At 72.1% G+C, this 18,422-nt stretch carries 23 protein-coding genes; 12 read left to right on the top strand and 11 right to left on the bottom strand.

Features of this window, described 5'->3' with window-relative positions; genetic code table 11:
- From cysC to cysN, 4 genes are all read left to right on the top strand, one after another.
- The coding region (gene cysC, locus QZX64_RS13835; RefSeq protein ID WP_295660925.1) for an adenylyl-sulfate kinase at positions 1-886 on the top strand (886 nt) is incomplete at its 5' end.
- A complete protein-coding gene (locus tag QZX64_RS13830; protein ID WP_295660923.1) occupies positions 886-1,896 on the top strand; it encodes a sulfite exporter TauE/SafE family protein in 1,011 nt (336 codons plus the stop codon). The genes cysC and QZX64_RS13830, both read left to right, overlap by 1 nt.
- A gap of 273 nt (positions 1,897-2,169) precedes the next feature.
- Complete coding sequence (gene cysD, locus QZX64_RS13825; RefSeq protein WP_295660921.1) at positions 2,170-3,084, top strand: sulfate adenylyltransferase subunit CysD; 915 nt, start codon at positions 2,170-2,172, stop codon at positions 3,082-3,084.
- A complete protein-coding gene (cysN, locus tag QZX64_RS13820) occupies positions 3,084-4,355 on the top strand; it encodes a sulfate adenylyltransferase subunit CysN (RefSeq protein WP_295660919.1) in 1,272 nt (423 codons plus the stop codon). Before cysD ends, cysN begins: the two co-directional genes overlap by 1 nt.
- A 104-nt stretch (positions 4,356-4,459) precedes the next feature.
- Here cysN and QZX64_RS13815 read toward each other — a convergent pair whose 3' ends face one another.
- Complete coding sequence (locus QZX64_RS13815; RefSeq protein ID WP_295660917.1) at positions 4,460-5,308, bottom strand: 3-keto-5-aminohexanoate cleavage protein; 849 nt, start codon at positions 5,306-5,308, stop codon at positions 4,460-4,462.
- 43 nt (positions 5,309-5,351) lie between these two features.
- Between QZX64_RS13815 and dtd the strand changes: the two genes are divergently transcribed.
- Positions 5,352-5,774, top strand: coding sequence for a D-aminoacyl-tRNA deacylase (dtd, locus tag QZX64_RS13810; protein WP_295660914.1), 423 nt, complete (start codon positions 5,352-5,354; stop codon positions 5,772-5,774).
- A 3-nt stretch (positions 5,775-5,777) separates the two neighbouring features.
- On the opposite strand, the gene QZX64_RS13805 is transcribed toward dtd, so the two are convergent.
- The 6 genes from QZX64_RS13805 to QZX64_RS13780 all read right to left on the bottom strand — a co-directional run bounded on the left by QZX64_RS13805 (position 5,778) and on the right by QZX64_RS13780 (position 8,845).
- Complete coding sequence (locus QZX64_RS13805) at positions 5,778-6,044, bottom strand: acylphosphatase (protein WP_295660912.1); 267 nt, start codon at positions 6,042-6,044, stop codon at positions 5,778-5,780.
- Between the two features lie 64 nt (positions 6,045-6,108).
- Positions 6,109-6,405: a DUF1416 domain-containing protein gene (locus tag QZX64_RS13800; protein WP_295660910.1), complete on the bottom strand. Its 297-nt coding sequence runs from the start codon at positions 6,403-6,405 to the stop codon at positions 6,109-6,111.
- Positions 6,405-7,268: a sulfurtransferase gene (locus QZX64_RS13795; RefSeq protein ID WP_295660908.1), complete on the bottom strand. Its 864-nt coding sequence runs from the start codon at positions 7,266-7,268 to the stop codon at positions 6,405-6,407. The genes QZX64_RS13800 and QZX64_RS13795 overlap by 1 nt, the downstream gene beginning before the upstream one ends.
- 23 nt (positions 7,269-7,291) lie before the next feature.
- Positions 7,292-7,783 carry a DUF4395 domain-containing protein gene (locus QZX64_RS13790; RefSeq protein WP_295660906.1) on the bottom strand — a complete coding sequence of 164 codons (492 nt, stop codon included), beginning with the start codon at positions 7,781-7,783 and terminating at the stop codon, positions 7,292-7,294.
- Between the two features lie 256 nt (positions 7,784-8,039).
- Entirely contained in the window at positions 8,040-8,486 is a 447-nt protein-coding gene (locus tag QZX64_RS13785) for a thioredoxin family protein (RefSeq protein WP_295660904.1), read from the bottom strand.
- A 53-nt stretch (positions 8,487-8,539) separates the two neighbouring features.
- Positions 8,540-8,845, bottom strand: coding sequence for a MoaD/ThiS family protein (locus tag QZX64_RS13780; RefSeq protein WP_295660902.1), 306 nt, complete (start codon positions 8,843-8,845; stop codon positions 8,540-8,542).
- Positions 8,846-8,901: 56 nt separating this feature from the next.
- Between QZX64_RS13780 and QZX64_RS13775 the strand changes: the two genes are divergently transcribed.
- A complete protein-coding gene (locus QZX64_RS13775) occupies positions 8,902-9,693 on the top strand; it encodes a response regulator transcription factor (protein WP_295660900.1) in 792 nt (263 codons plus the stop codon).
- Positions 9,694-9,697: 4 nt separating this feature from the next.
- Positions 9,698-10,510, top strand: a complete 813-nt coding sequence (mshD, locus tag QZX64_RS13770) for a mycothiol synthase (RefSeq protein ID WP_295660898.1) — start codon at positions 9,698-9,700, stop codon at positions 10,508-10,510.
- Here the strand turns inward: mshD and QZX64_RS13765 are convergent, their stop codons facing one another.
- Genes QZX64_RS13765 through QZX64_RS13755 form a run of 3 tightly spaced genes read right to left on the bottom strand, consistent with a single transcriptional unit; the run spans position 10,511 to position 12,370 of the window.
- Complete coding sequence (locus tag QZX64_RS13765; protein ID WP_295660896.1) at positions 10,511-11,440, bottom strand: folate-binding protein YgfZ; 930 nt, start codon at positions 11,438-11,440, stop codon at positions 10,511-10,513. It lies immediately after the preceding gene.
- A complete protein-coding gene (locus QZX64_RS13760; protein WP_295660894.1) occupies positions 11,433-11,876 on the bottom strand; it encodes a Fur family transcriptional regulator in 444 nt (147 codons plus the stop codon). Before QZX64_RS13760 ends, QZX64_RS13765 begins: the two co-directional genes overlap by 8 nt.
- Complete coding sequence (locus QZX64_RS13755) at positions 11,876-12,370, bottom strand: FABP family protein (RefSeq protein WP_295660892.1); 495 nt, start codon at positions 12,368-12,370, stop codon at positions 11,876-11,878. The genes QZX64_RS13760 and QZX64_RS13755 overlap by 1 nt, the downstream gene beginning before the upstream one ends.
- A 22-nt stretch (positions 12,371-12,392) precedes the next feature.
- On the opposite strand from QZX64_RS13755, the gene QZX64_RS13750 reads away from it, so the two are divergent.
- From QZX64_RS13750 to QZX64_RS13730, 5 genes are all read left to right on the top strand, one after another.
- Positions 12,393-12,755, top strand: a complete 363-nt coding sequence (locus tag QZX64_RS13750; protein WP_295660889.1) for a DsrE family protein — start codon at positions 12,393-12,395, stop codon at positions 12,753-12,755.
- Between the two features lie 52 nt (positions 12,756-12,807).
- Positions 12,808-15,000, top strand: coding sequence for an RNA degradosome polyphosphate kinase (locus tag QZX64_RS13745; protein WP_295660887.1), 2,193 nt, complete (start codon positions 12,808-12,810; stop codon positions 14,998-15,000).
- Between the two features lie 88 nt (positions 15,001-15,088).
- Positions 15,089-15,706, top strand: a complete 618-nt coding sequence (locus QZX64_RS13740) for a DUF47 domain-containing protein (protein WP_295660885.1) — start codon at positions 15,089-15,091, stop codon at positions 15,704-15,706.
- Positions 15,707-15,709: 3 nt separating this feature from the next.
- A complete protein-coding gene (locus QZX64_RS13735; RefSeq protein ID WP_295660883.1) occupies positions 15,710-16,705 on the top strand; it encodes an inorganic phosphate transporter in 996 nt (331 codons plus the stop codon).
- A 300-nt stretch (positions 16,706-17,005) separates the two neighbouring features.
- Positions 17,006-17,908, top strand: a complete 903-nt coding sequence (locus QZX64_RS13730; protein WP_295660882.1) for a hypothetical protein — start codon at positions 17,006-17,008, stop codon at positions 17,906-17,908.
- 125 nt (positions 17,909-18,033) lie between these two features.
- Here the strand turns inward: QZX64_RS13730 and QZX64_RS13725 are convergent.
- On the bottom strand, positions 18,034-18,422 hold a 389-nt coding region (locus QZX64_RS13725; protein ID WP_295660880.1), incomplete at its 5' end, for a histidine phosphatase family protein.

The raw sequence follows: 18,422 nt of genomic DNA, 5'->3' as shown, positions 1-18,422 counted from the left end.
GACGAACGGCCAGCTCGCCGCCCTCGCGGAGGCCGGGCGCGTGGTGCTGCTCGCCTTCGCCGGTCACGGGACCTCCGGCCTCTCGCCCGCCGGCCTGGTGCGCGCGACCCTGGCCGCCGCCCGGGAGCTGCCCGACGCCCACGTCGTCGTGGTGCCGCTGGCCAGCCACGGCGACGCCGCCGTCGACCACGAGCTGGGCATCCGGGTGGTGCGGAACTACGCCGCGGGCGACCCCGTGCACGCCCTGCACGAGCCGCACCCCGACGACGCGTGGCCGGCGGAGGTGGCAGCCGTGGTGGCCCACGACCGTCCCGAGCCGGGCGAGCAGGGACTCGTCGTCTTCTTCACCGGCCTCTCGGGCAGCGGCAAGTCGACGCTCGCGCAGGCCCTCATCGACCGGGTGCTCGAGCAGGGCGAGCGCACCCTCACCAGCCTCGACGGCGACGTCGTACGCCGCAACCTGTCGGCCGGGCTGACGTTCTCCAAGGCCGACCGCGAGACCAACATCCGCCGCATCGGCTGGGTGGCCGCCGAGATCTCCCGCCACGGCGGGGTCGCGGTGTGCAGCCCGATCGCCCCCTTCGACGACACCCGGCGGCAGGTCCGCGAGATGGTCGAGGACGCCGGCGGCGCCTTCTTCCTGGTGCACGTGGCCACGCCGCTTCAGGAGTGCGAGCGGCGCGACCGCAAGGGCCTGTACGCCAAGGCGCGAGCCGGCCAGATCCCGGAGTTCACCGGCATCTCCTCCCCCTACGAGGAGCCGGAGGACGCCGCCGTCCGCGTCGACACGACCGGGCGCAGCATCGACGACGCGCTCGACGACGTGCTCCACGCCCTGCGGGGCGGCGGACACCTCGACCTCCCCACGACGCCCGAGGACGCCTGATGGACTGGCTCACCACCACCTTCCTGGCGATCATCGCCGCCGGCTTCTTCGTCGGCGTCGTGGTCGGCCTGACCGGCATGGGCGGCGGTGCCCTGATGACCCCCGCGCTCATCTTCCTCGGGGTCGGCGAGACCGCCACGGTGGTGACCGCCGACCTCACGGCCGCCGCGGTCTACAAGACCGGCGGTGCCCTGGTGCACAAGCGGGAGGGCTCGCCCAACCTGGCCCTGGCCAAGTGGCTGGTCCTGGGCTCGGTGCCGATGGCCCTCCTGGGGCCCTACCTCGTCTCGTGGGTCACCGAGTCGCCCGATGAGCTCGACCGGCTCCTGAAGCTGTGCATCGGCTTCGCCCTGCTCTTCGCCGCGCTCACCTATGCGCTGCGGCTCTACATCAACCTGCGGCGCGTGCGCAGCGGCACCCACACCGTCGACGACGACCCGACCATCCGCCCCCTGGCCACCCTCGCGGTCGGCGCGCTCGGCGGCCTGCTCGTCGGCGTCACCAGCGTCGGCTCCGGCTCCGTCATCATGATCGCGCTGCTGATGCTCTACCCCGGCCTGTCGGCGGTGAAGCTCGTCGGCACCGACCTGGTGCAGGCGGTGCCGCTGGTGCTCGCCGCCGCGATCTCCAACATCGCGCTGCACGGCCTCGACTGGGGCGTCACCATCCCGCTCATCATCGGCTCGGTGCCCGGCACCATCCTGGGCAGCAAGATCGCACCGCGCGTGCCGCAGTCCTACATCCGCCGCGGCATCGTGGTCGTGCTGACGATGAGCGGCGTGGCGCTGCTCGACAAGGCCGGGTGGGCACCGCTGGGCGCCGGCGAGGACGAGACCTCGCCCCTGCTGGTGGCCGGCGTCGGCGTCGCGACCCTGGTGCTGGTGCCGCTGGTGTGGGGCCTCGTCCGCCGTTCGACCGGGCTCCCGATGTTCGGCTCCCCGACCGTGGCGGAGCTCGAGGCCCCGGCACACCGCTCGCGGTCGATGGGGATGAGGCGCTCCGGACGCTGAGAGGCTCCCGCGGTTCCGGGTCGCGGGGGCGCCGTGCCGGGCAGGGACGACCGGGAGCGAGGTGGGCTGGTCCACGGCTACCCGTGCCCGTGATCGGCAGCGACGAACCGGCATCCGCAGGCATGCTGGTCCCGAGACCGGGCACAGGTGCTGAGGTCATCGCGACCAGCCGGTCCGGCGCGCCTAGACCACCGCCGGGCGCCGTTTCACCGCCCACCTGCAGTCACGGTTAGCATGTGGCCTGCCATTCCGACGAGAGGTCCCCCGTCAGTCATGACCCAAACGCACGCCGACTACCGGCTGAGCCAGCTCGACCAGCTCGAGGCGGAGTCGATCCACATCTTCCGTGAGGTCGCCGCGGAGTTCGAGAAGCCCGTCCTGATGTTCTCCGGCGGCAAGGACTCCATCGTGATGCTCCGCCTGGCGGAGAAGGCGTTCCACCCGTCCAGGATCCCGTTCCCGGTGCTCCAGGTGGACAACGGCTTCGACTTCCCCGAGGTGCTCGCGTGCCGCGACTCCTGGGTCAACCGGCTCGGCGTCCGCCTCGTCGTCGCCTCGGTCGACGACGACATCGCCAGCGGCGTGATCGTCGACGACGGGAAGACCAGCCGCAACCGCATGCAGATCGGCAGCCTGCTCAACGCCATCGAGGTGAACGGCTTCACCGCCGCCTTCGGTGGCGGCCGCCGCGACGAGGAGAAGGCCCGCGCCAAGGAGCGCGTCTACTCCCACCGCGACGAGTTCGGGCAGTGGGACCCCAAGATGCAGCGCCCCGAGCTGTGGAGCCTCTACAACGGCCGCATCCACGAGGGTGAGCACATGCGGATCTTCCCGCTGTCCAACTGGACCGAGCTCGACATCTGGCACTACATCGACCGGGAGCAGGTCGAGATCCCCTCGATCTACTTCTCCCACCAGCGCGACGTGATCGAGCGCGACGGCATGCTGCTCTCGGCCTCCGAGGCTGTGCAGCCCCGAGGCAGCGAGACGATCCAGAGCCGGACCGTGCGCTTCCGCACCGTCGGCGACATGACCCTCACCGGCTGCGTCGAGAGCGCCGCCGGGACCACGGCCGAGATCATCGACGAGATCGCGATCGCCCGGGTCACCGAGCGCGGCGCGACCCGCGGCGACGACCGGTTCTCCGAGGCGGCCATGGAAGACCGCAAGAAGGAAGGCTACTTCTGATGGCTGACGAGAGCACCCAGATGGACCTGCTCCGCTTCGCGACCGCCGGCTCGGTCGACGACGGCAAGTCCACCCTCATCGGGCGCCTGCTGCTCGACTCCAAGTCGATCTTCGAGGACCAGCTCGAGTCGGTCGAGTCGACCAGCAAGTCCAAGGGCTACGACTACACCGACCTCGCGCTGCTGACCGACGGCCTGCGCTCGGAGCGCGAGCAGGGCATCACGATCGACGTGGCCTACCGCTACTTCGCGACGCCGACCCGCAAGTTCATCATCGCCGACACCCCCGGCCACGTGCAGTACACGCGCAACATGGTCACCGGCGCCTCCACCGCCGACCTCGGCCTGGTGCTCGTCGACGCCCGCCAGGGCCTCACCGAGCAGTCCCGCCGGCACGCGGTGATCCTCTCGCTGCTGCGGGTCCCGCACCTGGTGCTCGCGGTCAACAAGATGGACCTCGTCGACTTCTCCGAGGAGACCTACGAGAAGATCCACACCGAGTTCACGCAGTTCGCCACCAAGCTCAACATCCCCGACCTCGTGGTCATCCCGATCTCGGCGCTCCAGGGCGACAACGTGGTCAACCGCTCCGAGCACATGCCGTGGTACGCCGGCCCGACGCTCATGCACCACCTCGAGCACGTGCACGTGGCCTCCGACCGTGACCTCGTCGACGTCCGCTTCCCCGTGCAGTACGTCGTGCGGCCCAAGTCCGACGCCTACCACGACTACCGCGGCTACGCGGGCCAGGTCGCCGGCGGCGTCATCAAGGCCGGCGACGAGGTCGTCGTGCTGCCGTCGGGGATGACGTCGCGGGTGCAGGGCATCGACCTCTTCGACAAGGAGATCGACCAGGCCTTCCCGCCGATGTCGGTCACCGTGCGGCTCGAGGACGACGTGGACGTCTCGCGCGGCGACATGATCGCCCGGATCAAGAACGCACCGGCGCCGAGTCAGGACATCGACGCGATGGTGTGCTGGATGACCAACGAGCCGCTGCGCCCGCGCCAGAAGCTCGCCATCAAGCACACCACCCGCACCGCCCGTGCCCTGGTCAAGGACGTGCAGTACCGCCTGGACGTCAACACGCTCCACCGCGACCAGGACACCAAGGAGATCGGCCTCAACGAGATCGGCCGCGTGCAGCTGCGCACCACGGTGCCGCTGCTGTGCGACCCGTACGCGCAGAACCGCACCACGGGCTCGTTCATCCTCATCGACGAGGCGACCGGCGTGACCGTCGGTGCCGGGATGATCAACTCCGCTTCCTGACCCGACACCACGACGGCCCGGCAGACCCTGGTCTGCCGGGCCGTCGTGCGTCCGGCGGGGGCGGCAGCCACCAGCCGATCGTGGACCTCAGCTGATCGTGTACCTCAGCCGATCCCGAGGAGCGTGCGCGCCTCGTCGGGCGTCATCGGCGTGCGCTGGACGACACGACCGAGCTCGACGGCCCGGTCGACCAGCTGGCGGTTGCTCTCGACGGGGACGCCGCGGCTGAGGGTGAGCACGTCCTCCATCCCGACGCGGAGGTGGCCGCCCTTCGACAGCGCCGCGAGGGCCACGGGCAGCGTCGAGCGGCCGATGCCGGTGGCCGACCACGACGTCACCTCGGGAGGCAGGTCGCGCACGGAGGCGACGAGGGCGTCGGCGGTGCCGTTCATGCCGCCGGGCACGCCCATCACCAGGTCGCAGTGCACCTTGCCGCCGGCGGGCAGGCCGTACGTGGCGAGCAACCGGGTCAGCGCGTGCACCTGGCCGAGGTCGAACAGCTCGAACTCCGGCACGACGCCGCGCTCCTGGGTGAGCTGGTAGAGCTCGCACACGAAGGGCCAGGGGTTGGAGAAGACGTCGTCGCCGAAGTTGGTGGTGCCCATCGTCAGGCTGCACGAGTCGGGCTGCGCGTCGAGCACCCTCAGCCGCTGCTCGAGCGGGTCGTGCACGGACCCGCCGGTCGAGAGCTGCACCACCAGGCTCGTGCTCTCCTTGAGCGCCGCCACCGTCTCCGTCAGGCGCCCGAGGTCGAGGGTGGGGGCGTGCTCGTCGTCGCGGATGTGCACGTGGATCATCGCCGCGCCCGCCGCCTCGCACTCGACGGCGGTGGCGACCAGCTCCTCGAGGGTGGTGGGCAGCTGGGGGCAGTCGGCCTTGCTGGTCTCGGCGCCGGTCGGCGCGACGGTGACGAGAAGGCGGTCGGCGGGGATGCCGGACGGGGGCAGCGACATGGGCAGCATCGTGTCAGAGCCGCCGCCCCGGCAGACTGTCGGCATGCGCGCCGTCGTCCAGCGGGTCCTCTCGGCCCGGGTCACCGTCGAGGACGAGGTGGTGGGCGAGATCGGCGCGGGGCTGCTCGTCTACCTCGGCGTCACCCACGACGACGGCGCCGACGAGGTGGCGTGGCTGGCCCGCAAGGTGTGGGACCTGCGCATCCTGCGCGAGGAGCGGTCGGCCTCCGACACCGGCGCACCGGTCCTGGTCGTCAGCCAGTTCACGCTGTACGGCGACGCCCGCAAGGGTCGCCGCCCGACCTGGCAGGCCGCGGCGCCCGGCGAGGTGAGCGAGCCGGTGTACGCCGCGTTCTGCGCCGAGCTGCGACGGCTGGGCGCCGGCGTCGAGGAGGGCCGCTTCGGTGCCGGCATGCGCGTGGAGTCCGTCAACGACGGCCCGTTCACCGTGCTGCTGGAGCGCTGAGGATCAGCGGTCCTCGAAGCCCTGCTCGCCCTGCGCGTCCTCGCCCACCACGTCGACCCCCTCGACCCGGGCGGCCGGCGGGCCGGAGCGGCACCAGGCGACCATCGCCGCCACGTCGTCGGGAGGGCCCTCGAAGACCGCCTCCACCGACCCGTCGGGCCGGTTGGCCACCCAGCCGGCGACCCCGCGGCTGCGCGCCTCCTGGGCGCAGGAGGCGCGGAACGTCACGCCCTGCACGCGACCACGGACCACGACCCTCGCACGCTCCACCGCCCCAGCCTACGCACGAGGCCCCGGCCCCCGGACCGGGAGCGGGGCCTCGAGGCGGAGCGGGTCAGAGGGCGACCGCGACCTCCGCGACGGAGCCCACGGCCGCCTTCACGGGGGTGTCCACGGGATCGGCCTTCGGCGCCAGGGTGCGCAGCGTCCACTGGCCCTCGCCGGCGAAGAACCGGAAGTGGCCGGTGGCCGAGGTCGGCACCTCGGCGGTGAACTCACCGGTGCGGTCGAGCAGCCGGACGTACGCCGACCCGACGGCCTCGCCGTCGCGGGTCACCTGCCCCTGGATGACCGCCTCCTTGGCGACGTTGACGCCGTCGAGCGACAGCCCGCCCTCGGTCGCGCCGCACATCAGGCACGCACCTGGTCGGCGGAGCCGGGCTCGTCGCCGAGGGCGACCGGGACGCCGACGAGGGAGCCGTACTCGGTCCAGGAGCCGTCGTAGTTCTTCACGCTCTGGTGGCCCAGGAGCTCCTTGAGCACGAACCAGGTCAGCGAGGAGCGCTCACCGATGCGGCACAGCGCGATGGTCTCCTTGGTGTCGTCGAGGCCGACCCCGGCGTACAGCGCCGTGAGGTCCTCGTCGGACTTGAAGGTTCCGTCGTCGTTGCAGTTCTTGCTCCACGGCACGTTCAGCGAGGTGGGCACGTGGCCGGCGCGCTGGGCCTGCTCCTGCGGCAGGTGGGCCGGGGCGAGCAGGCGGCCGGCGTACTCGTCGGGGCTGCGGACGTCGATGAGGTTCTTGACGCCGATGGCCGCCACGGTCTCGTCGCGGAAGGCGCGGATCGAGTGGTCCTGCTCCTGCGCGGTGTAGGAGGTCCTCTCGCGGGTGGGGACGGCGTCGGTCAGCTCGCGGGAGTCCAGCTCCCACTTCTTGCGGCCGCCGTCCATGAGCTTGACGGACTGGTGGCCGTAGAGCGTGAAGTACCAGTAGGCGTAGGCGGCGAACCAGTTGTTGTTGCCGCCGTAGAGCACCACGGTGTCGTCGTTGGCGATGCCCCGCTCGGACAGCAGGGCCTCGAACTGCTCCTTGTTCACGAAGTCACGACGCACCTGGTCCTGCAGGTCGGTGGTCCAGTCGAGCTTGATGGCGCCACGCAGGTGGCCCTTGTCGTAGGACGTGGTGTCCTCGTCGACCTCGACGACGACGACGCCGTCGGTCTCGAGGTGGTCCTCCACCCACTGGGCGGAGACGAGTGCGGATTCGCGGCTCATGGTGATCTCTTTCTGGTTGCGGCTCAGGGGTGGGCGGTGGCGCGACGGGAGGAGACCCGCACGCCGAGGAGGTACAGCTCGCAGCCGAGGCAGAGGCCCGTGGCTGCGTTGAGCAGGGCGGCGGCCAGTGCGAGACCGGTCGCGACGAGACCGGCGGTGGTGGCGCCGAGGAGGAACGAGACGAGGGCGACGACGGCGAGGACCAACCCCACCGCCGAGGCGAAGCGCGGGGGTCGCGGGTCCTCGAGGTGGTCGGGCGCCGCCAGTCGAGGCCGGACGACGGAGCGGAAGAGCAGCGCGTACGGCGCGTGCTGCACGCCGAGGGCCGCCCCGAGCCCGAAGACCACCGCCTGCACCCCGACCAGCAGGGTGGCGAGCGGACCCGGCGCCAGGAGGAGGACGGCCGCGAGCACGAGCGCCGTCAACGCTGCGGAGACGCGCGGGCCGCGGGGGTCGATCCCGGCCGCGGTGGCCGTGCCGCCGGCCGGGGCCGGACTGAGCGCTTGCTGGGTCATGGGTGTCTTCCTGAGGTCCTGGGGCGGGCGGACGGCTCGAGCGCGCGCGGCCACCCGGTCGCCAGCCGGTGACTGGTCAGGAGAGTGGTAGGAGCAGCGCGCCCGTCAGGACAGACACAGCGACGACCGCATGCGGCAGTGGTCCACTGCGCGGCGGCGGGTCAGCATGGTCGAGGACATGGGAAGAACAGTAGGCGAGCCGCCACGCCCCACCCAGCGGACGTCTCGGATCATGGATGGTGTGTCCGCATCTTGGTCACGCCGTCCCCGCCAGCGCTGTCAGCACCTGCTGGCGCGTCGGCGCCCCGGCGGCCCGGGTCACCTCGTGGCCCGCGCGGTCGAGCACCAGCGTGGTGGGGGTGCGGGTGATCCCGACGCGGCGCACCAGGTCGAGGTGCTGCTCGGCGTCCACCTCGACGTGGGCGACGCCGGGCACCACGCCGGCGATGTCGGCGAGCACCACCCGGGTCGTGCGGCAGGGCGCGCAGAACGCGCTGGAGAACTGCAGCAGCGTCGCCCGCTCCCCCAGCCGGTCGTCGTACGGCGTCCGGGCGAGGAGGCTGGGCGCGGGCTCCTCCTCGGGCGTCTCGGGTGCCTCGGCCACCGGGGCCCCGCGGAAGCGTCCGTCGACGCGCAGACGCCAGCCCCCGAACACCGCCGACAGCGTCACGGCGGCCACGAGCACCCACGCACCGGTCGTCATGAGAGGCACAACGACCGGGCGGGCCCGGGCATTCCGGGTGCGCGCGGTGTCGATCAGCCGCCGGCGAAGGGAGGCAGGAGCTCGACCGTCTCCCCGGGCTCGACGACCACGTCGGCGGGCTCGCGGGAGCCCGCCGGTCGCTCCCCGACGAGGACCGAGCAGACGCCCAGGACGCGTGCCAGGTCCGGCCCGGGACGGGCGGCGAGCACCCGCGCAAGCACCTCGGCCAGGGACACCGGCCCGTCGACCTCGAAGGTGTCGGACTCCGCCCCGGCGGCCGCCCGCGCCGCCGCCCAGTAGTGGACGGTGACCGTGCGGCTGGTCTCAGGAGCCGACGAACCTCGTGGAGTGGTGCCCATGACTCGATATCCTTCCCTATCCGTCCACATCGGCCGCTGCGTCGGGAGGAGCTGCCATGAGCACGCTGCTGCTCCTCACGAGCGCGCTGCAGCCCTCGGCCGAGGTGCTGCCGGCGCTCGGCCTGCTGGGCCACCAGGTGCGCATCCTCCCCGCCGAGGGCAGCGCCCTGCTCGACGCCCCGGACGCCGACCTGCTGCTGGTCGACGGGCGCCAGGAGCTGGCCTCGGCCCGCGACCTCTGCCGGCTGATCCGCACCACCGGCACCGACGTGCCGGTCCTCCTCGTCGTCACCGAGGGCGGCCTCGCCGTCGTGCTGCACGACTGGGGCATGGACGACGTGGTGCTGCACACCTGTGGACCCGCCGAGCTGGAGGCCCGGATCAAGCTGGCCGTGGGGCGCCTGCGCGCCCAGCGCGAGGCCGACGACCCCGAGTCGCACGTGATCCGCACGGGCGAGGTCGTCGTCGACGACGCGTCGTACACCGCGAAGGTGAGCGGGCGGTCGCTGGACCTGACGTTCAAGGAGTTCGAGCTGCTCAAGTACCTCGCCCAGCACCCCGGCCGCGTCTTCTCCCGCCAGCAGCTGCTCCAGGAGGTCTGGGGCTACGACTACTTCGGCGGCACCCGCACCGTCGACGTCCACGTGCGGCGCCTCCGGGCCAAGCTCGGGCCCGAGAACGAGACGCTCATCGGCACCGTGCGCAACGTCGGCTACCGGTTCGTGCTCCCCCGCCAGGACACCGGCGGGGACACCGGCAGGGACACCGGCAGGGACACCGGCAGGGACACCGGTAGGGACACCGGCGAGCCCGCGGACGTGCCCGAGCCTCACCGCTCCGGCGCCTGACGTCGTGGACCTCGACCGGGTCACCGCCGTCTCCGCCGCAGCGGCTGCCGCCGACGGCGCCGAGCCGCTCGACGAGGCGTCCTGGCTCGCGCTGCGCCACCGGCCGGCGGACGTGGTCGCCCACGTCGAGGACGGTGGCTTCACCCTGCTCCGTGACGGCGAGCTCGCGGTCGTCGTCGATCCCGTACGCCGCGGCGCGGGGCTCGGGGGCCGGCTCGCCGCCCGGGCGCTGGCCGGCCACGACGGTCCGCTCCGGGCGTGGTCGCACGGCGGGCACCCCGCGGCAGCGGCGCTCGCCGCCCGGCACGGCTTCGCCCGCGTGCGCGACCTGTGGGTGATGCGCCGCCCGACCGCGCTCGCCCTGCCGGCAGCGCGCGACCTGCCGGGCATCGTGGTCCGGGGCTACCGCGACGAGGACGCCGAGGAGGTCGTCCGGGTCAACGCCGCCGCCTTCGCACACCATCCGGAGCAGGGCTCGATGGACGCCGCCGGCCTCGCCACCCGGATGGCCGAGCCGTGGTTCGACCCCGCCGGCCTGCTGGTCGCCGTGGACGGCGGGCGGGTGCTCGGCTTCCACTGGACCAAGCAGCACTCAGCGAGCCTCGGCGAGGTCTACGTGGTCGCCATCGACCCGTCCGCGCAGGGCCGCGGGCTCGGCAGGGCGCTCACCCTGGCCGGCCTCGAGCACCTCGCGGGCCTGGGCGTCGCGTCGGTGCTGCTCTACGTCGAGTCCGACAACGCGGCGGCCCTGGCCGTCTACTCCGGCCTCGGCTTCACCCACGCCGACGCCGACACCCACGTCATGTACGCCCGGTAGTCAGCGCAGCCGGGGGCGCACGTGCAGGCCGACCTCGGGGTCGACCACGACCTCCTGGGCCACCGGCATGCCGTCGACCTCGAGCGTCGCGTCGAGGGGGACGTTGCGCTTGACCAGGCCGAGGCCGATCGGGCCCAGCTCGTGGTGCCGGGCGCTCGACCCGACGCGGCCGACGACCTTGTCGCCGTGGCGGACCTCGGCGCCGACGGGCGGCAGCCGGTTCTCCGAGCCGTCGAGGTGCAGCAGGGTCAGCCGCCGCGGCGGGCGGCCGAGCGTGTGCACCCGGGCGACCGTCTCCTGGCCGCGGTAGCAGCCCTTGTCCAGGTGCACGGCGACCGGGATGGCGCCCACCTCGTTGGGGATCGTGCGGTGGTCGGTGTCGATGCCGTAGCGGACCTCGCCGCGCTCGATGCGCAGCGCCTCGTGGGCCCACAGGCCGCACGCCGGGCCTGCCGCGGCGGCGTACTCGGTGAGCCGCTCGCGCGGGACCAGGTCGAAGCGGCCGTTGCGCCAGGCGACGGCCAGCTCGTCGGTGACGTCGGTGACCTCGACGCGCATCAGGAACCGCATCCGGTCCAGGAACCCGATCGCCGCCGCCCCGGCGCCCGGCTCGAGGTGGGCGGTGAACGCCTCGCCGTCGTCGACGCCGGTGAGCGCGTGCTCGACGTGGCCCTGCGGGCTCAGCACCAGGGTCTGGGTCCAGGTGCCCGGCGCGAGGTCGGTGAGGTGCTGGGTGGTCAGCGAGTGCAGCCAGGTGAGGCGGTCGGGACCCGCGACCCGGATCACGTCGCGGTGCGAGAGGTCGACGAAGCCGTCGCCACCGACCAGGGTGCGCTGCTCGCCGTTGAAGGAGCCGTAGTGCGCGGCGACGGCGGCGTCCACGCCGTCGCCGGCGACCGCGCCGGGCAGGTCGAGCAGCGGGCTAGCCATGGGAGTGCTCCTCCGGGGGGTCGGTGGGTGCGCAGGCCTCGCAGTGGCCGAACACCGTGAGGTGGCCGAGGTCGATCACGAAGCCGTGGTCGGCGCGCAGCGTCTCGACGAGGGCGGCGGCCACCCCTGGTGCAACGGACCTGACCCTCTGGCAATTCCTGCACACCAGGTGGAAGTGGGCCGGCCCCGACGTCGAGTGGTACGTCGGCGCCCGGTCGCTCAGGTGGGCGTGCCGCACCAGCCCGAGCTCCTCGAGGACCTCCAGCGTGCGGTAGACCGTGGAGGCGTTCACCGCCGACGCCTGGTCGCGCACGTGCGCCAGCACCTCGTCGGGCGTCGCGTGCGCGAGCTCCTCGACGGCTCGCAGGATCAGCTGCCGCTGGGCCGTGAGCCGGTAGCCACTGCCCCTGAGCCGGTCCGCCAGGTCCTCGGCCATCACGCCCGCTTGAGCCGCGCCCACAGGTGCGACTGGAGCTGCTCGCCCATCGCGGCCATGTCGACGGCGTAGAGCAGGTCGCCCTCGACGTTGCCGTAGAGGCGCTTGGCGCCGGCGTACTCCTTGGCGGTGGCGGTGCGGACGACCGCGTCGGTGGTCAGGTCGAGCTTCCCGCCCTCCGCCTCGCCGTAGTAGATCTCGACGAAGCCGGTGTGGTGGGTCAGCAGCAGCTCGACCCGGCCCGGCTCCGGGCAGCGCAGGAAGCCGGTCTCGATGGCGCCGTCGCGGACCTTCTCGCCGTGCTCGTCGATCAGCTCGGCCCGCGCCATGTAGTGGAAGAAGGGACGCCCGTCGTGGGTGAAGATCAGCTCCTGGCGGTACTCGAACGCCTCGATCGTCGGGTAGTCGCCGCGTCCGTTGCCGCGCCAGGTGCCCAGCAGCCAGGCGACGGGGCCGCAGTTGGGGTGGAGGTTGTCGGGGAGCTCGAACGGCATGGGGACACTTTAGTGTGGAGCCATGCCACGCTCCCTGGTCGTCAAGGTCACCTGCGGCGCCGAGTCGCCCGAGCGCTGCAACCAGGCGTTCACCGTCGCCGCCTCCGCCGTCGCCGCCGGGGCGCCGGTCTCGCTGTGGCTCACCGGCGACGCCACCTGGTTCGGCGTCCCCGGCCGGGCCGAGGAGTTCCACCTCGACCTCGCCACCCCGCTCGACCAGCTGCGCGACGCCGTCCTGGCCGGCGGCCGGGTGACGGTGTGCGGGCAGTGCGCGGCCCGCCGCGGCCTGGTCGAGGCCGACCTCGTGGACGGGGTCACCATCGCGGGTGCGGCGTCGTTCGCCGAGGAGGTCCTGGCGCCCGACGTGCAGGCGCTCGTCTACTGAGAAGGCCTCGGCCCGGCTTCGGTTGTTCACCCGGGTGCGCCAGACTCGTCCCATGCCCACGTCGCAGACCGCCCGCCAGAGCACGCTGCCCGCGACCGTGAGCGCCGTCAGCGACGAGGGCCCGGCCCAGCTCGACCCGCTGGCGCACCCCCACGACACCTTCGACGTGGAGCCGCCGTACGTCCCCGACGCCGCCCAGATCGCCGCCGTCGAGAAGTACGACGACCGGTTCCTGGACCGCGAGCTGTCGTGGCTGCGCTTCAACCAGCGGGTGCTGGAGCTCGCCGAGGACGCCACGCTGCCCCTGCTCGAGCGGGCGCGCTTCCTGGCGATCTTCAGCAGCAACCTCGACGAGTTCTTCATGGTGCGCGTGGCGGGTCTCAAGCGCCGGATCGCCGCCGGCGTCGCCGTGCGGGCGGCGTCGGGCATGCTGCCGCGCGAGGTGCTCGAGACGATCTGGACGACCACCCGCGAGCTGATGCAGCGACAGGCACTGGTGTTCAACGACCACCTGCTGCCGGAGCTGCGCGAGCAGGGCGTCGAGCTGCTGCGGTGGGACCAGCTCGACCGCGAGGAGCAGAAGCACTGCAAGCGGCTCTTCAAGGAGCGCATCTTCCCGGTGCTGACCCCGCTGGCGGTCGACCCGGCGCACCCCTTCCCCTACATCTCCGGCCTCTCGCTCAACCTCGCCGTGCTGGTGCGCAACCCCCAGACCGGCACCGAGCACTTCGCCCGGGTGAAGGTGCCGCCGATCTTCAAGCGGTTCGTGCCCCTGGGCAACCAGCGGTTCGTGCCGCTCGAGGACGTGATGGGCGAGCACCTCAAGCGGCTGTTCCCCGGCATGGAGGTCCTCGCGGCGCACACCTTCCGGGTCACCCGCAACGAGGACCTCGAGGTCGAGGAGGACGACGCCGAGAACCTGCTCAAGGCGCTCGAGAAGGAGCTGCTGCGCCGCAAGTTCGGGCCGCCGGTGCGCCTCGAGGTCGAGGAGTCGATCGACCGCAAGGTGCTCGACCTGCTCGTCTCCGAGCTCGGCGTCGCCGAGGACGAGGTGTTCAGGCTGGCCGGGCCCCTGGACCTGCGCGGGCTGCACGGCATCGCCGACCTGCCGCGCGAGGACCTGCAGTACCCCGCCTTCGTGCCCTCGACCCACCCGTTCCTCGCCGAGGTCGAGAGCTCCTCACCGGTCGACGTCTTCGAGGCGGTCCGCAAGCACAACGTGCTGCTGCAGCACCCCTACGACTCGTTCGCGACCTCGGTGCAGCGGTTCCTGGAGCAGGCGGCCGCCGACCCGCACGTGCTCGCGATCAAGCAGACGCTCTACCGCACCTCCGGCGACTCCCCCATCATCGACGCCCTCGTCGACGCCGCCGAGTCGGGCAAGCAGGTGCTGGTGATCGTCGAGATCAAGGCCCGCTTCGACGAGACCAACAACATCCGGTGGGCCCGCAAGCTCGAGCACGCCGGCTGCCACGTGGTCTACGGCCTCGTCGGCCTCAAGACCCACTGCAAGCTCTCCCTGGTGGTGCGCGACGAGCCCGAGGGCATCCGGCGATACACCCACATCGGCACCGGCAACTACAACCCCAAGACCGCCCGCGTCTACGAGGACCTCGGGCTGCTGACCGCCGACGAGGTGATCGGCGAGGACGTCGCACACCTGTTCAACAACCTCTCCGGCATCAGCCGCAACGCCACCTACCACACCCTGCTCGTGGCGCCCGACAACGTGCGCGGGGGCCTGGTCGAGCAGATCCGGCAGGAGATCGCCCACCACCAGGCGGGCCGGCCGGCCCGGATCCGGCTCAAGGCCAACTCGGTCGTCGACGAGGCGGTCATCGACGCGCTCTACCTCGCCTCCCAGGCCGGCGTGCCCGTGCAGCTGCTGGTGCGCGGGATCTGCGCCATGCGCCCCGGCGTGCCCGGGCTGTCGGAGACCATGGAGGTGCGCTCGGTGCTGGGGCGCTTCCTCGAGCACAGCCGTGTCTTCTGGTTCGAGAACGGCGGCCAGCCGACCGCGTGGATCGGCTCCGCCGACATGATGCACCGCAACCTCGACCGGCGGGTCGAGGTGCTGGTGCGGCTGCCCGACACCGACGTCCACCGGATCGCGTCGCTGCTGGACCTCGCCTTCGACCCCACCACCGTGGCGTGGGACCTCGACTCCGAGGGCGTGTGGCACCGCAACGACGGTGACGTGCATCTCCACGGGGCCTTGATCGAGCGTCAGCGCCGCCGCCGCTGACCTCCGGGCCCTGCTCCTCGCTTGTGCTGCGGCGCGGGCAACCCCCTAGCATGTGTCGCGTTCAAGTCCTCCTCATCAGGAGTCCCCCGTGCGTTTGAAGTTCCGCCCTGCCGACGGGTCGTTCTACGACCTGTTCACCGACCTCGCCAACCACCTCGTCACCGGGGCGGGACTGCTGGCCCAGATGCTCGCCGACGGCGAGGAGCGCGAGGAGATCGCCACCCGGATGCGCGCGGCCGAGCACGACGCCGACGAGACCACCCACGCCATCGTCAAGCGGGTCAACAGCACCTTCGTCACCCCGTTCGACCGCGAGGACATCTACTCCCTCGCCTCCGGCCTCGACGACATCATGGACATGATGGACGAGGCCGTCGACCTGATCCTGCTGTACGAGGTCAAGGTGCTGCCCGCCGAGCTGTCCAACCAGGTCGAGGTCATCCAGCGCTGCGCCGAGCTGACCGCCGAGGCCATGCCGCGACTGAAGTCGATGCAGGACCTCGAGGAGTACTGGATCGAGATCAACCGCCTCGAGAACGCCGGCGACAAGAGCTTCCGCCGGATCCTGGCCAACCTCTTCAGCGGCGACTACAAGGCCATCGAGGTGCTCAAGCTCAAGGACATCGTCACCTCGCTCGAGGGTGCGATCGATGCGTTCGAGAAGGTCGCCAACACGGTGGAGCAGATCGCGGTCAAGGAGTCCTGACCGGTGGAACTCGCGATCATCATCGCGGTCGTCGTCGTCGCCCTCGTCTTCGACTACACCAACGGCTTCCACGACGCCGCCAACGCGATCGCCACCTCGGTGTCGACGCGGGCGCTGACGCCGCGGGTGGCGCTGGCGATGGCCGCCGTCATGAACTTCGTCGGCGCCTTCCTGGGCCAGAAGGTCGCCCAGACGGTCTCCGACACCATCTCGCCACCGACGGGGACGCACGGGCTGACCATCGTGATGGCCGGGCTGCTCGGCGCGATCACGTGGAACATGATCACCTGGTACTACGGCCTGCCGTCGTCGTCCTCGCACGCCCTCATCGGCGGACTCGTCGGCTCGGCGATCGCCTCCGGCACGATCGTGCACTGGAGCACGGTGATCGACAAGGTCGTCATCCCGATGATCCTGTCCCCGCTGGCGGCGTTCGCGCTCGGCTTCGCGGCCATGCTGGCGGTCATGTGGATCTTCCGCGGCGTCAACCCCGGCCGCGCCAACCGCGGCTTCCGGATCGCCCAGACCGTCTCGGCCGCCGCGATGGCGCTGGGCCACGGCCTGCAGGACGCCCAGAAGACGATGGGCGTGATCTTCCTGGCGCTCCTGACCGGCGGGTACGTCGCCGAGTCCGACGGCCTCCCCCTGTGGGTGATCATCGCGGCCGCCACCGCCATCTCGCTGGGCACCTGGTCGGGCGGCTGGCGCATCATGCGCACCCTCGGCCGCCGGATCATCCACCTCGACCCGCCTCGCGGCTTCGCCGCCGAGTCGGTCGCCGCCTCGGTGCTCTACACCACGGCGTACGTCTGGGAGGCGCCGATCTCCACGACCCACACCATCACCTCCGCGGTGATGGGCGTCGGGGCGACCAAGCGCTTCTCGGCCGTGCGCTGGGGTGTCGCTCGCTCGATCCTCACCGCCTGGGTCCTGACCTTCCCGATGGCCGGGCTGGTCGCCGCCCTCTGCTACGCCGTGGCGCAGGTCTTCCTCCCCTGATCCGGTTCTCTGGTGGGGCGTCCTCCCGGGCGTCCGGCGGGGCGGTAGTTAGGCGCGAAATGGTCGCCGAACCGTCCACAGGACAGCCGTTCCGCGCCTGACTACCAGGCCGTCAGCCGGCGCGAACGCCGGAGGGGCGGTCGGCTCCAGGGTCGACCCATGGCCCCTCACGCGCTGCCCTTCCACCCCCGACGACCGCACCTGGTCCGCCCCGTGCCGATCGACCCGACCGGTCAACTGGGCCCCACGCGCGGGCAGGCGCGAGGCCCCGGCTACCGACGTACGTCCCACGGCCTCTACGTGCCAGCCCACGTCAGGGGCGACCTCGTCGAGCAGCGCATCGTGGAGGCACTTCCGGCCTCTCCCGACGCCCTGATCACCGGCTGGGCGGCACTGAGGTGGCTGGGCGGGAGCTGGTTCCACGGTCTGACTGCCGCGGGCGACCCACTCCCGGTGCCCGTCACCGGCGCCAAGACCGTGCGCCGCAGGGCGAGCGTCGCGCTGACGAAGGAGAGCTGGCTCCAACCGGCTCACCGCGCCGAGGTCGACGGTCTGCCCATCACGACGGCAGTGCGGTCCGTGCACTTCGCGATGCGCTACGCCACCTCGCTGGTCGCCGCCGTCATCGTCCTCGACATGGCGGCGTACGACGACCTGGTGACCGTGGAGGAGGTCCGCGCCTTCACCGGATCCGCCGGACCCCGCACCGGCGTCGCGCTGGCCAGACAGGCATGCGCCCTGGCGAGCGAGAGCTCGTGGTCGCCGATGGAGACGTGGCTGCGGCTCGTGTGGGTCCTCGACGCCGGGTTCCCACCGCCGCTGTGCAACCAGCCCGTCTTCGACCCCTCCGGCCGGCTCATCGGGACTCCGGACCTGCTCGACCACGAGGCCGGGGTGGCCGTCGAGTACGACGGTCCGGTCCACCTCGACGCGCGTCAGCGCCGACGCGACCGCGACCGCGAGGAGGCGTTCCGCTCGCACGGGCTCGAGCACGTCGCGGTCATGGCGGGCGACGGCCGTTCCGAGGCCACCGTCCGACGTCTGCGCGAGGCGCGCCGACGGGCGCGGTGGGAGCCGGCGGCGACCCGGGCCTGGACCATCACCGCCCCGCCGTGGTGGACCTCGACGACGTCGGTCGAGTCGCGCCGGGCGCTCTCAGACGCCGATCGCGCCAGGCTGCTGACCTACCGCCGCGCCGGGTGATGGGGTGCTGCGTCTCCTCCAGCGGGGTAGTCAGGCGCGACATGGCTACTCGATGCCGGTCAGGGCAGCCGTTTCGCGCCTAACTACCGCCCACCTCCGCCGCGCGACCCCGCGGCGCGGCCCCCTCAGTCGAGCGCCTGCTGCTCCGTCGCGACGATCCGCCCCTTGCGGTGGTGGACGACGAGCATGCCGGCCGGGGGCAGCCGCACCTCCTCGACGCCCAGGGCGTCCCACACGGCCGGGAGGACCGGTCGGTGGGTGCACACGAGCGACCCGCCCCGCACGTGGAGCAGCTCGTCGACGACCGTCCGGACGCCGTCCGGGGTGGCGTCCTCCTCGCTGAGCACGTCGCGCAGGTCGAGCCGCCGCCCCGTCGCCGCGGCGTACGGCGTGGCGGTCTGCACGCAGCGCGTGCTGCTGCTGCTCACCAGCACCGAGAGGTCCCATGCGGCCAGCACCGGCACCAGTCGCTCCGCCTGGTGGCCACCCGCCTGGACCAGCGGCCGCAGCCGGT

Origin of the sequence: uncultured Nocardioides sp. (assembly GCF_902805925.1) — a bacterium.
Lineage (GTDB): Bacteria > Actinomycetota > Actinomycetes > Propionibacteriales > Nocardioidaceae > Nocardioides.
This window is presented reverse-complemented; position numbering and strand designations above follow the sequence as displayed.